The organism is uncultured Dialister sp. (assembly GCA_900314595.1).
Classification (GTDB): Bacteria; Bacillota; Negativicutes; order Veillonellales; family Dialisteraceae; genus Dialister.
This window is the reverse complement of the sequence record OMVW01000007.1, coordinates 39,487-52,567: the sequence shown is the minus strand read 5'-3', so window position 1 is coordinate 52,567 and position 13,081 is coordinate 39,487. Positions and strand designations below refer to the sequence as shown.

Annotated in this window: 11 protein-coding genes; 2 read left to right on the top strand and 9 right to left on the bottom strand. The window is 45.7% G+C overall.

Annotated features, from left to right (window positions below):
- Positions 1-238 precede the first annotated feature (238 nt).
- From QZN42_RS04110 to QZN42_RS04070, 9 genes are all read right to left on the bottom strand, one after another.
- Positions 239-1,312 carry an MBL fold metallo-hydrolase gene (locus tag QZN42_RS04110; protein ID WP_296954529.1) on the bottom strand — a complete coding sequence of 358 codons (1,074 nt, stop codon included), beginning with the start codon at positions 1,310-1,312 and terminating at the stop codon, positions 239-241.
- A 672-nt stretch (positions 1,313-1,984) separates the two neighbouring features.
- The gene (locus QZN42_RS04105) at positions 1,985-2,467 is read right to left on the bottom strand and encodes a hypothetical protein (protein WP_296954527.1); all 483 of its coding nucleotides are present in this window, start codon (positions 2,465-2,467) and stop codon (positions 1,985-1,987) included.
- Positions 2,468-2,630: 163 nt separating this feature from the next.
- On the bottom strand, positions 2,631-3,278 hold the full coding sequence (locus QZN42_RS04100) for a hypothetical protein (RefSeq protein ID WP_296954526.1): 648 nt from the start codon (positions 3,276-3,278) through the stop codon (positions 2,631-2,633).
- Between the two features lie 162 nt (positions 3,279-3,440).
- Entirely contained in the window at positions 3,441-3,587 is a 147-nt protein-coding gene (locus tag QZN42_RS04095) for a hypothetical protein (RefSeq protein ID WP_296954524.1), read from the bottom strand.
- A 470-nt stretch (positions 3,588-4,057) separates the two neighbouring features.
- Complete coding sequence (locus QZN42_RS04090; RefSeq protein ID WP_296954522.1) at positions 4,058-4,744, bottom strand: hypothetical protein; 687 nt, start codon at positions 4,742-4,744, stop codon at positions 4,058-4,060.
- 185 nt (positions 4,745-4,929) lie between these two features.
- Positions 4,930-5,349: an Hsp20/alpha crystallin family protein gene (locus QZN42_RS04085; protein WP_296954521.1), complete on the bottom strand. Its 420-nt coding sequence runs from the start codon at positions 5,347-5,349 to the stop codon at positions 4,930-4,932.
- A 273-nt stretch (positions 5,350-5,622) separates the two neighbouring features.
- A complete protein-coding gene (locus QZN42_RS04080; RefSeq protein WP_296954518.1) occupies positions 5,623-8,634 on the bottom strand; it encodes a type I restriction endonuclease subunit R in 3,012 nt (1,003 codons plus the stop codon).
- A 44-nt stretch (positions 8,635-8,678) separates the two neighbouring features.
- Complete coding sequence (locus QZN42_RS04075) at positions 8,679-9,977, bottom strand: restriction endonuclease subunit S (protein WP_296954516.1); 1,299 nt, start codon at positions 9,975-9,977, stop codon at positions 8,679-8,681.
- 2 nt (positions 9,978-9,979) lie between these two features.
- A complete protein-coding gene (locus QZN42_RS04070; protein ID WP_296954514.1) occupies positions 9,980-11,803 on the bottom strand; it encodes a class I SAM-dependent DNA methyltransferase in 1,824 nt (607 codons plus the stop codon).
- Positions 11,804-11,994: 191 nt separating this feature from the next.
- Between QZN42_RS04070 and QZN42_RS04065 the strand changes: the two genes are divergently transcribed.
- Together QZN42_RS04065 and QZN42_RS04060 are read left to right on the top strand one after the other, a co-directional pair.
- Positions 11,995-12,378 (top strand): helix-turn-helix domain-containing protein, encoded by a 384-nt coding sequence (locus tag QZN42_RS04065; RefSeq protein ID WP_296954512.1) that lies wholly within the window; start codon positions 11,995-11,997, stop codon positions 12,376-12,378.
- Complete coding sequence (locus tag QZN42_RS04060) at positions 12,375-13,046, top strand: ImmA/IrrE family metallo-endopeptidase (RefSeq protein ID WP_296954510.1); 672 nt, start codon at positions 12,375-12,377, stop codon at positions 13,044-13,046. The genes QZN42_RS04065 and QZN42_RS04060 overlap by 4 nt, the downstream gene beginning before the upstream one ends.
- The last annotated feature ends 35 nt before the right edge of the window (positions 13,047-13,081 follow it).

The window sequence follows — 13,081 nt, the reverse complement described above, 5'->3', positions numbered from 1 at the left end:
GGCATTTTAAATCTGGTCGTCATCCATCAGTGATTCATAGCAAACAATGAAAGAAGTCCGCCTCAAAATCAGAAGCGGATTTCTTTATTCTTACCGGAAATGAGAGCCAAAAGTAAAATATATCTCTGCGCCTGAAGGGCGCCACCTTCCCGATAGCCCCGAGATTCCCGGGACCCCCGGCAGCCCCGGTTCAAAAGCCAAACCACATAAAGCTAAAAAACGTCTGAAACGTGATCTCTCAGAAAATCACTAGATCCGACTCCGGTTTGACCTGGCGGTTATGGAAGGGCAGGACCCGGGAAAAGTGATTCCTGAGACGGAGGTCTTCCATTTCCTGCCAGGTGAGATGATTGGGCCAGAGAGCAAACTTCGCGCGGCCCGAATCATAAAACCCTTTTGCCCGGCCGTAGCCGTGAATGCTTCCGGTCAGAAGCACGGAGAGGTCTTTGTGAGTTTCAATGAGCTTCCTGCTGGATGCCCGGACAAGCTGGGCATCGGCCAGGAAATAAATATTTCCTTTTTCCACGGTCTTTTTGTCCCACCGGTGGAAGATGGAATAAGGGAGCTCCGTGATTTCTTCATGGACGAAATATTTGCGATGGCCCAGTTTCTCCCAGTTGTCGTATATTTTATCATCCATATAGACCGGATGGTTTTCACCGAAAAGCTGGTAGAAATAGTAGCCCATGGAAAGGCCGCGGCCAAAATGGGGCACGGGCATGAGAAGGGAGCAGTCCTCCCCGAGAAGCCCCTTTGCTGTTTCCGCCACTTTCCTGCGAAGGTCAGCTCCCCTTTCTTTCAGGCTGTACGCTGCATCGATGACTGCCATATCCGCTTCCAGGTTCCGCACCCGGTCGCAACGGTAGAATGTATCATTCTCCCGGTAATCACCGGAAAAGAAAAGGGTCCGTCCTTCCACAAAAATCTGGTACCATACGGCCCCGGCACAATGGCCCGTGCGCCCCCAGTGCAGGGAAAAGCCCGGTTCCAGCTCCAGTTCCGGTGCGGTGGAATCGAGAATCATTGTATTTTCAGGTTTATAAACAAGCTGACGGTAGGTCTGGTTGCTCATGAGCACAGGCCCGTCAAAACCATGGGTAATGACATATTCAAGAGCACCGGTATGATCCCTGTGGGAATGGGTGATGAAAAGGTACTCCGCCCGGCGGATCTGCTCAGGAGTCAGGTCCGGCAGCCGGTCCTGCCCATCGGTGGAGGTACCGGCATCGACAATAAAAGCATGACGGTCCCCTTCCACGTAGAAGCAGTTCCTGCCTTCATCGCCGCATCCTCCTGCTATATAAAGCTGCATAAGCACTATCCCCCTGAAGTCACGAAAAATCCCGTAAAAAATAAAAAAAGAGCCAATACCCCTTTCAAAGGGGATTGGCTCCATCGCTCAATTATTTTTCTGTTCCTTTATTATAATACTTTTTCTCGTAGAATGCGAACAGTTTTTGAAACAAGATATAGTTGGGCTGCCTCTCTTTTCGACTTGAAGGTTAGAGGCTTTGGTGCGGGCGGCTTTTTCGTATTCGTCTGGCCCGCCCTTCCGACTTGAGGTTTAGAGGCACTCGTGCGAGCGGCTTTTTCGTATTCGTTTGGCCCTTCTCTTCGACTTGAACCGCAGAGGCACTCGTGCGAGCGGCTTTCTGGTATTCGTTTGGCCTGCCTGTTCGACTTGAGGTTTAGAGGCACTCGTGCGGGCAGCTTTTAGGTATTCGTTTGGCTTGCCTTTTCGACTTGGACTTGAGAGGCACTTGTGCGGGCGGTTTTCTGGTATTCGTATGGCCTGCCCTTCCGACTTGAGGTTTAGAGGCACTTGTGCGGGCGGCTTTCTGGTATTCGTGTGGCCTGCCGGACCGACTTGAACCTCAGAGGCACTTGTGCGAGCGGCTTTTGGGTATTCGTTTGGCCTGCCGGGACGACTTGGACTTGAGAAGCACTTGTGCGGGCAGGTTTCAGTGATTCGCCCGAGGGCTTTTTACCAGCCGGTGCCGCCTTTGGAAACCCGGTAGAGGGACATGTAGATTTCTTCTGCTTCGTCGGCGGTGTCTTTGTGATTTCCATTATAGGCGAGAGGTTTGCCATCGGGCGTATAGGCGCCTACGACTTTGTTCAGGATTTTGTACTTGATATCCTGCCCGAACTGGTCTGCGCCTACGGCGCAGTCGAGCTGGAGTATATGGTCCACCATATTGTAATTGCCGTAGTCCGGATAGGTCAGCGGGTCTTTATATACTTCCGCATAGAGGGTGGCGCGGATGATGGGAAGCATGCCGGCAGAGGCCGGATCTCTCTCGATCGTATCATTGTCCGCATAAATCCGTTCATCATCATCCACATAAACTACATAGAACCGGTCATAATCATTGAGCATTTTTTCCGAAGTTACCGGTTTGGCAGCCATGGCCATGCAGGGAAGAGCGGCAGCAAGGAGAGCTGCGGCAGCTATTTTCTTAAACATAAGGTTCCTCCTTTTGAACAACAGTCAATTCATGGTTTTATTATACCTTAGAAAAATGAGGAATGACAAATGGATTTTAGTGGTTAGTGGTTAGTTTTTATTGCTTAGCGGTTAGCCATTAGCATTTAGTTTTTAGATGGGAAGCTGGCGGAAGATTGGGTATTCATTCCGGCAGTTTCCAGACGGAACCGATTGTCTTGGGGACGAGGAGGATTCTTGACTTGACGGCGGGCAGTTCCTGAATGCGGGAGGGGCAGATGTAAATCAGGGTGTAAGGTCCCTGCCAGAGGTAGAAATCTTTATCCCTATGGGCCGGCGGGCCATACTGTTTCTTCATTTCCGCAATGAGTTCGAGCGTGCTTTCCTCCCGCAGGATTTCCACATACCCCAGTTTTCCATCCCGGAATTTCAGGGCCCCGAATGCGCGGCCTTTCAGGAATAAAGCGTTCTTTACGTCCGGAATGGTGAAAATATACTGGTCCCATCCCTTTTTATGGGTGACTGACTGCAGCGGATGTTTCGCCTTTACTTCTTCAGGCGATTCTCCCCAGCGGAGATCGTCAAAGCCCCGGGGATCCTCTTTTTCGGGAATTTCCCGGCATCCCCCGATCAGGGATATGGATTCAAAGACAATGCTGCTCTTCAGGGAAGAAAATGATTTCCTATGTTCCGGGGTGATATGGATCCAGGTCCTGGGACCAATCCAGTATTTTTCCCCCTCTTCGGTGATATAGGGCCTGCCATAGATCTTTTCAAAAGACTTTCTTAATTCTTCCGGAGAAGTGGTAGAGCTAATGATGACACATGCCAATTGATCAGTCTTAAAAAAGCGATTGCCAATTGAAGTCCTTTAAACTTCCACCCCGAAGCCTTCCTCATATCGATCCCGTATTCAGCGTCTCCAGGATTATAACCGATAAAGGAGACCGGATACCTGCTTTTTACCTCTTCCAGCGTTTCTCCCCAGAAAAGGTCATTTGAAACCTCCGGGATCCATCGAAGCCTCCATGGTCTGCCGCTGCATGAGAAGATGAATGTTGGTCGCCTCACCGGAAGCAGGCAGAAGTGAAAAAGCCAGGAGAAGCGAAGCTCCTATGGCAAGACGTTTGAAATGCAGCATATTTCCCCCTTTTTAGAAATAGAACTCTTTCTACATTGTGCCACCGGGAAAGAGCCCGGTCAGTACCTGCAAAAGGAAATGCTGCTCCCTTCTCCCGCATTCATTTCCCCGTGAAACTTGACGCTTTTGCGATTTCCTTCATTTTCGACCTTGACCGGTAGTACGACCCCTCAGTCCGCTTCGCCCAGCTCCCCAGACCCGGGGAGCCTTGAACTTTTCGACGTGTACGGGTATTTCACACTCGTCTGTTTACATCCCCCATAAATACTCTGCGGCCATCAGGCCGCCACCTTCCCGAAAATCCCGAGAATCCCGACACCCCCGATTCAAAAGTCATTCGCACCATATTTCCCCAATATAAAATGCGGCGCCTATGAATTTGCGCCGCACCTTCCCTTTTCCCTTATCTCTTTTTCCTTTCCCCTTTTATTGTCATACGCCTTACATGCCCATGTTTCTCAGAACGAAAATTACTGCTTCACTCCGTCTGCCTCGGCCTGCTCCTTCGCATGCTGTTCTTCTTCGGACTTCACCCGGTCCGCATAGGTGAAGACCCGTTCCTTCATGGTTTTCACGACGCTTCCCTCTGTATAGGGTTTGCCGTAATCCATGCTGGTCACGTCCACATAGGCTTCTCCGGCTTTGCGGTCGATCAGTTTCTTTCCTTTTTTATCATAATAGGTCACATGGCTGGCCACGAAGCAGTCTTTTTCACCAAAATCCACCAGATAAAGGCTGTAGGACACATCATCGTCATCCAGTTCCTCGTCTGAATCTTTTGCAACTGCCTTTGCCCCGGCCTTTGTAAATTCATTTTTCATGGTGGCCGTGACTCTCCGCTCCCCATTCACCATCCGGTCATTCATGGTATCCTGGTCGAAATAAGTTTCCCCGCCGGAGCTTTTCGTCACGCCTACCCACTGGAGATTTTCCAGGGCGCCCATAGCATTTTTATATTTCTGCTTTTTGCTGCCGGAAGTGGTCGTTTGCCTTCCTGCGGAACTGCCGGAGCTGCTTTTCCTGGAATGGCTGATGGCTTTTTTGAAAATACTGCCGAGAATGGATGATCCGCCAAAGGCCTCTACGGTATAGGAAGGCGCAGCCGGCGGAATGGTAAGGGCTGCTGCCAGAAGGGTAATAACCAGTGCTTTTTTCATAATGACCTCCGTTCATCCTCTCTTTCCTTATTTTATCACAGAAAACAACGAAAACCCTGCTTTCGCAGGGCTTTCGTTCAGGAAGGAAATTTATGTATGGATCAAGTCATTAAGACTGATTGTCGTGGGCGGCAGGGCCGCCCGAGGGGAGAGGGTATCAGATGAACATGGGAAAACCCATGGATTCAGCCGATCTCGATGTGATGAGCGGCTTTCTGAATGGTGAGATCCTTCTTCGGCAGTTTAATGGTGAGGACACCATCATTGAGGGCTGCGGAAATCTCAGTTTCTTCGATATCTTTCACAGCGAACTGGCGCTGGAAGGTGGTGGTCATTCTTTCGCGGCGGATATAATTGTGTTCTTTTCCATCATCTTCCGTGGATTTCTTTGCGGAAATGGAAAGGACGCCGTTTTCATAGGTTACATGGACCTCGTCCTTCTTGAACCCCGGCATATCGCAGGTCACTTCATAACGATCCTTGAAATCCTCGATATCCACCTTCGGCAGGCCTTTGTATTCCTGGTAGCCGACAGGGGCATTGTTAAAGAAATCGTCCAGTACAGTATCACCAAAAAGTCCTTCAAATGGAATCAAGCTTCTCATATATAGTACCTCTTTTCAAAATTCATTTTCTTTGGAAGTCTTATCTTCCTTACGATTATCATTATATCACAATTAGCACTCATGTCAAGTGAGTGCTAATATAAATTTTGACTTTTTGTCTATTTATTTAAAATTAACAGTTATCGGAGGATTCGCGTCAGATGGACGAATGGAAATATTTAACTGGACAATAATATTATTTCCACAAATTCAAAAGGTCCCGAGCCAGAAGAGGTCGGGACCCATATTATTATATGGACAAAATAGATTGATTCATCGGTACTCTGAAGGAGCATCAGCAGCTTTCAGTTTTGATTTTCCTTCGGGAGTTGGATATTCCTGCACATGCTCTGATTCTTTTTTATAAGTCATATCAAAAACCATTTTAAGAATCCAATTCCTGAGAGATTCGTTATTCTGAACTTCACGGTACAGTTCGATTCCACTGTTCATGGAAGAAAGAATGGCCTCATTTGTAGCTCTGTCACTTTCATCCTTGGCATTCTGCGCATCGGAATACTTCATTGCATTCTGATATCGCTTATCCTTTTTAACGATTTCAGGCAGTTCGGCAATCTGCTTTTTAATCTTATCCTCATCAGTCCAGGCAATATTACCGAAACGTTCATGGAATTCATCAAGAATATGGGTCAGCGTATCCATTTCCGGCACATCTATCCCCACGTCTGTTCCAACCGGAATAGGATCAATCCTTCCATTTTCGTTATCAAGCTGAATGCGCATGGTCTCTTTCGCTTCTGCCCGATAACTTTCCAGATCTACATCCTGAAGTAGATCGATCGTACCATCTTCACCTCTTGGTGAAGGCAGTTTTGGCAGAAGGAGCTTGAGAAATATGGAAAGCTTTTCCCATGCTGATGAGCCATAGGGAAGAATGGACGCAAGGAAATTATACGTTCTAACGAAAGCTTTTGCAGTACTCTTGAATTCAATCTGCTCCTCCATAATCAACCCTTTATACACATCCGTACAATGATCTAATATAGGATCCAGCTGTTCTCTTGGCACATCATTCAGATATAATTCCACAAATCGATTGACATCTTCACTGGTATAGACCTGAATAGATTCCATGGTATCCATCAGGTCATTCAGTTTATTGACATCAGTTTCACCTGATAGGATAGTAGTTTTGTAATATCGATTAAAAGCCTGCCTGATTATTTCCGGATCATTTACAAAATCCAGAATAAAAGTATCCTTTTTCCCCGGACAGCTCCTGTTGAGACGCGATAACGTCTGGACTGCCTTAATATCTGAAAGTCCCTTGTCCACATACATGGTATGAAGAAGAGGTTCATCAAATCCGGTCTGGAATTTATTGGCTGCCACCAGAATCCTGTAAGGATCATGCTTGAACATTTTCTCTATACTTCCGCTGGGGAAACCATTTAAATCTGCTTCGGATACATCACGACCGCCATCTCTTGTTGTCCCGGAGAATGCTATGATTGCCTTATAAGGACTATGATGTTCTTTAAGTAATTCGGAAATCGCATGATAATAAGTCACTGCCCGCCGGATACTGCTTGCGATGACCATAGCTCGCGCCTGGCCGCCAATTTTAGCATGCCCGATTACCTGGGAAAGAAAATGCTCGACCATGATGGCTGCTTTTTCATGGATGGCATACTCATTAGACTCTACATAATAATGGAGAATGGCCTGGGCTTTTTTCTTGTCAAATTCAGGGTCATCCGCAACCGTCTTCGCCAGTTTGTAATAACTTTTTACCGGCGTATAGTATTGCAGCACATCCAGGATAAATCCTTCTTCTATAGCCTGCCGCATCGTATAAATGTAATGAGGCTCGAAATGGACTGTCCCATCCGGTTCACTCACTTTTTTCCCAAACATTTCCAGCGTTTTATTCTTTGGGGTAGCGGTAAAGGCGAAGTAACTTGCATTTTTTACCATTCTGCGGCCTTCAATAATGGTATTGATCTTATCTTCCAGATCATCCTCATCATCAAGTATAGAACCGGACAATACCAGATTCATCTTGGCAGCCAGGCTTCCATTCTGACTGGAATGAGCCTCATCAATCAGGATGGCAAAATGACGATTCCTATAGGTATCGGAAATATCTTCCAGAATAAACTGAAATTTATGAACGATAGTGATAATGACTTTTTTACCGTCTTCAAGAAGCTTTCGAAGCTCACCGCTGCTTTTCGCCCACCCCACCGTAGAGGAAACCTGCATAAACTGGCGAATCGTATTCTTGATCTGCTTATCCAGATTGATGCGGTCCGTTACAACAATCACCGTATCAAAAATGGGCAGATTTTTATTATCCTTTAAAGTTACCAGCTGATGAGCAAGCCAGGCAATGGAATTCGATTTCCCGGAACCCGCTGAATGTTGTATAAGGTATCTGTGCCCCACCCCATCCCGCTTTGCATCAGCCAGAAGGGAAATAACCACCTTTAACTGATGGTACCGTGGGAAAATCTGCTTATAGGTTGTTTTTCCGGTATCTTCATCTTTTTCTGCAATAACCTGGGCATAGTTTTCAATAATATTGGAAAGCTCATCTTTCGTCAGGATGTCCTTCCACAGATAATCAGTTTTCAATCCCTCCGGATTCGGCGGATTTCCTGCCCCATCGTGATAGCCTTTGTTAAATGGCAGGAACCAGGACTTTTCTCCCCTAAGCTGCGTGCACATCCATATTTCATTGTCATCTACAGCAAAATGAACCATGCAGCGCTTGAAGGCAAAAAGTTTTTCCTTCGGCGACCGGTCCATCCTGTACTGATGAATCGCATCCTTATAATTCTGGCAGGTCAACTGATTCTTTAGTTCCATAGTGATGATGGGAAGGCCATTCAGGAAAAGAGCCACATCCAGCGCCAGACGGGCATTCTCTTTCGAATACTGCAGCTGTCTAGTCACGCTGAATATGTTTTTTCTATAAAACTCTGCCGCTTTGGGATTTTCCGCAGAAGGGCGGACATAGAACATTTCCAACGTCAGATGCTTGTACTTCATTCCTTTCCGCAGGATGGAAATCACACCGTCCGTCTTCAGCTTTCTATCCAGCTGCTTCAGGAAGCGGTCCTTCTCCAGTGGATTATCCAGGATATGAAGGGCTTCCATCTTCTCTTTCTGTGTAGTCCGCAAAAAACGGAAAAGCCTTTCCTCATCAATGGCATAGACCACGTTATAGTCCTGATTCGTCCCCTGCTCATAGTGACAGTCATTCACCAGACTCTGGACAATCAATGATTCCAAACCATTTTCCTTCACATTCGTCGGCATGACTCCGCCTCCGTTTCATCCATCACATAAGGGAAATAACCGAATCATTTCCCCTCATCCGGCACCCGAACTCCCCGCACATCCATCTGCCCGGTTACGACATCAGAAATCAGCCGGATACGATACTCCTTGAGTAAATTCATTTTCTGTTTAAACAAAGGGATTAATTTATCAATCTCATAGGTATTTTTTTGAATATATGCAGCGATTCTGGCCTGTTCCTCATAGGAAATTTCCGGTAACGAAACCTTTGCGAAATTAGCATACCGCAATGCCTGTCCATCACGGACCAAATCCGAAGTTCCCTGTAATGCTTTTATATACAACTTTGATTTGAAAAGATACTTGAAATAATCATTGCATACTTTCCCTTCTCGGGGAATAAGCATTACATAGGCAGAGCTAATCTTACCTTCCACATCACTGAATTCCAATCCCCCCTGAAAGCTGCGCATACTGATTACGAAATCCCCTTTTCCAACATGTTTCAGTATATCATTCCCTTTCAGAACGATGGTAACTCTCCTGCCCTCTAAATCCATAAACTTCTTTTGAGAAATAATCCCATACTTTTGTGATGATGTTAATTGCTCATCCTCCGCAAATGCTTTATCTTTTCGTTCCTGAAAAAGTTTTTTTGCATAAATCATTTTCCAATTTTCAGGAATTTCAGGCATCCAGCTGACTGTGCTTGGTTTCAAAGGTCTATGATCGATTCCCCTGGAAACCGCCTGATTGATGAGCGTTTCTTTCTCCTCTTCCAACAGTTCGATTTCCCGCCGGTACCCCTGAATCAGCCGATCGATATGGGAAACCTGCCAGTCCAGATAACGGACAATCTGGTCCTGCTCTTCAAGAGGAGGGACTGGGCTTTTTATTGATTTGAAATTATCCCACTTTATTGTAAAACGAACTGACTTTGCATAAATTTTATAATATCTCCCTACGAATACGGACTGAAACCAATATTTTAGATATGCTGCATTAAATGACTTTTTAGGAGTTGCAACATCATATGCGGATGTTATCATCCCATAATATTGTGAATTCCCCGCAAAAACAGCAGAAACATCCAAATCAAATAAACAGAATATCATATCTCCAGGATAGACTTTTTGATAGCTCTCATAGGAAGCTGGCACTTTCCCCTTAACATTCTCTATTTCTTTTTCTTTTACTCCTTCAGTTGTTAATGAAAGCAATTGAAATTGAGAAAAATCTTTTCCAATGAGGTCTTGATGATAATCAAATATTGCCCCATTACGCACCCATTTCCAATGAGAAGGTATTCTTCTCAGCCAAGGGACAAAACTTTCCTGATACGAACCATACGACCGTAACATGTTTATTCTCCTAAAATTTCCTTAACAAGGTAATTTGTTTCTTCCTCTACTACTAAAATATCCTTCCTGATTTCTTCCAATGTCCTCAGCTGCACCGGTTTATAGAAGTATTTCGTGAAGGACAGCTCATAACCTGTCTTTTCCGTCCCCGGTTTCAGATAGCTTAATGGCGCATAGGGTTTCACTTCATTTTCAAAGAAGGCTTCGATACCGCCTTCATAGGTAAAAGGGACGATTTCCTTATCCACATCCGGTTTCACAGGATTCCCTTTCTTATCGAGGATTGGTTTTCCTTCTTCGTCCAGCCTGGGCTGGTAGACCGGCACTTCCCAGTATCCGAATTCACTATTGGGGAATACGCGGCTGTACTCCCGGTCCGCTTCTTCATAGTCTTCATAGAGTTTCAGGATTTTTTCTCTGATGGCCGGTGTGATTTCCGTATTCTTTTCACCCAGGTTTTTCCGAAGGGGTGATTTGAAGGATGTGGCATCGATGAGCTGGACTTTTCCTTTCCTCCGCTCTTCTTTCCTGTTGGAAAGGACCCATAGATAGGTACCGATGCCGGTATTGTAAAACATTTTCTCCGGAAGGGCGACTATACATTCCAGTAAGTCATGCTCGATGATATACTGACGCAGATTGGAAGGTCCCTGCCCGGCTTTCCCATTGAAAAGAGAAGAGCCATTATGGACTTCCACGATCCGGCTGCCCAACTCTGTATTATTTTTCATTTTGCTGATATTATTCGCCAGGAAAAGCATCTGGGCATCCCCGATATCCGGCAGGAGAGAGACTTCTTCCCCCTGGTCCTGAATTATGAATCGTTCGTCGGTAATTTCATTTTTCTTGATATCACCCCAGATTTTTAAATCGGTTTTCCATGGAGTGCCAAAAGGCGGATTGGAAAGCATGAAATCAAAAGTTTCCCCGGAGAGGGCGTCTTGGGAGATGGTAGAGCCAAAGTATATATTATCCGCCTGAGTCCCTTCGCCTTTTACAAGCATATCGCTTTTAGCAATGGCATACGTCTCATCAGCCACTTCCTGACCGTATAAATGAATGGAAACGTCTTTTCCCCGCATTTGGGCCAGTTCCTGAATCCGGCCTTCTGCCACAGTCAGCATACCCCCTGTGCCACAGGCTCCATCATAAATACGGTACGTGGTGCTCTGTATTTTATCCTGCACCGGCACAAAAGCCAGATCCGTAATCAATTCGACAATATCCCTCGGCGTAAAGTGACGCCCTGCATCGGTGACATTTGTTTCTTCATTGAACCGACGGATGACTTCTTCGAATACCGTGCCCATGGTGTGATTGTCAAGAGCCGGCAATTTCACTCCGGCAGCATTTGTTACCAGACGACTGGAAAGGTTGATGGAGGAATCGGTAAATTTGGAAATCAGAAGGCCCAGGATATCATGCTCCGACAGTTTATCAATTTGCTTCCGGAATTCAAATTTATTAATGATATCCTGTACATTTTTTGAAAATCCATCCAGGTAAAGGATGAAATCGGATTTGAGCTGCTGCTGGCTGGTCCGATCCTTTAAATCTGAAAGTGTATAGGGAGAGCTGTTGCAGAAAGCTTCTTTTGCAGCATGGCAAAGAGCTTCATCCTGGTCAGTTATTCCTGCTGCATCGAGCATTTTCTTCATGGAAAGTACTTCATTTTTCGTCGGTTCCAAAACGGCATCAAAACGACGGATGACCATCATGGGAAGAATGATTTTACGGTAATCCCCAACGTCATATACATCCACCAGGCAGTCATTGGCAATGCCGAAGATAAATGAAACCAGCTGCCCGAAATTTGTATTGTCCATGTTTTCCCCCTGTATCAATCCTTTTATTAAATGATTCCTTTTAAAAATCTATCTCTATTATAATCGGCAAAATGCTTCAAGTAAACGAATGTAAGATTTTTGCGAACATGGTATTGACTTTTATTTTCTGTCATGCTACGATTTATTTGTAATCTAATTCGCGAACAAGCTTACTTAAGGAGGAAGAAATCATGACTGGCAATTTTGGAAAATTTATTGAGCAAAAGCGAAAAGCAAAAGGAATGACTCTGCGTGGGCTGGCTAAGGCCCTTGATATTGCTCCGGCTTTTATGAGTGATATCGAAAAAGGCCATCGCTATCCGCCTCAGAAAGACAGGCTGGATGAGCTTGTACGTATTCTGGACCTGAATTCTGATGAGGCTCATCAAATGTATGATCTGGCCGGTGAAGAAAGGGAAAATTCTGTCTCCCCCGATTTGCCGGATTACATCATGGGAAATGATAAGGTCCGTGTCGCACTGCGCATGGCAAGAGATCAGGGAGCCGGAGAAAAGGAATGGCAGAAAGTCATCGAAATGCTTGAGGGTAAACGAAAGGAGAACTCTGATCATTGATTCACTACAATTACACTCGTCGGCAATTGGAAGAAAAAGCAGTAGATTTGTTAAAAAGATTTGACCCGGAAAGGCTTTATAAAGCTAAGCCTATCGATGTATATGCAGTTATCGAAAATTGCCTGAATGCACCTTATGACTGGAAATACATCACTCCGGATCAAAGCATCCTGGGATTGACCGCTTTCAAAGATGGCTATCTGTATGTGTGGCCTAAACCTTATTATGAGCCCGGTATGAAGCCACTCACCATTGCACTTGACAAAGGCACTATTCTGATAGACAGTACGCTCACAGAAGAACCATACCGGGGACGGGAGAATTTCACGGTAATGCACGAAGTTTTCCATCAGGTCCTTCACAAAAGATGCTTTGCCCATAGTAACCCGGATTACACTCATACTTCGACAGCATCAGCCCTGAATGGTCAGTTCCGCCGGCGAACTTCTTTGGAAATATGCGAACACCAGGCCAACTACTGTGCTGCTGCTTTCCTTATGCCGGAAGATCTCACTGAACGCATTCTTACTCAATTCAATGGAAGCCAGGGGCATTTATACCTGGAAGATCCACAATCAAAAGCTATCATCGCGCAGATGGCCATGGAATTCAGCGTTTCCAATAGTGCCATGATGTATCGCCTGAAAAACCTGGGCCTCGCTTCCTGATATTTACAATTTCATAAGGTTACTTGCAAAAGAGC

Excerpts from the sequence above, each read along its gene's own strand:
- QZN42_RS04110 (WP_296954529.1), bottom strand. The coding sequence starts at position 1,312 with ATGCAGCTTTATATAGCAGGAGGATGCGGCGATGAAGGCAGGAACTGC.
- QZN42_RS04095 (WP_296954524.1), bottom strand. The coding sequence starts at position 3,587 with ATGCTGCATTTCAAACGTCTTGCCATAGGAGCTTCGCTTCTCCTGGCT.
- QZN42_RS04070 (WP_296954514.1), bottom strand. The coding sequence starts at position 11,803 with ATGGACAATACAAATTTCGGGCAGCTGGTTTCATTTATCTTCGGCATT.
- QZN42_RS04080 (WP_296954518.1), bottom strand. The coding sequence starts at position 8,634 with ATGCCGACGAATGTGAAGGAAAATGGTTTGGAATCATTGATTGTCCAG.
- QZN42_RS04085 (WP_296954521.1), bottom strand. The coding sequence starts at position 5,349 with ATGAGAAGCTTGATTCCATTTGAAGGACTTTTTGGTGATACTGTACTG.
- QZN42_RS04065 (WP_296954512.1), top strand. The coding sequence starts at position 11,995 with ATGACTGGCAATTTTGGAAAATTTATTGAGCAAAAGCGAAAAGCAAAA.
- QZN42_RS04090 (WP_296954522.1), bottom strand. The coding sequence starts at position 4,744 with ATGAAAAAAGCACTGGTTATTACCCTTCTGGCAGCAGCCCTTACCATT.
- QZN42_RS04105 (WP_296954527.1), bottom strand. The coding sequence starts at position 2,467 with ATGTTTAAGAAAATAGCTGCCGCAGCTCTCCTTGCTGCCGCTCTTCCC.
- QZN42_RS04075 (WP_296954516.1), bottom strand. The coding sequence starts at position 9,977 with ATGTTACGGTCGTATGGTTCGTATCAGGAAAGTTTTGTCCCTTGGCTG.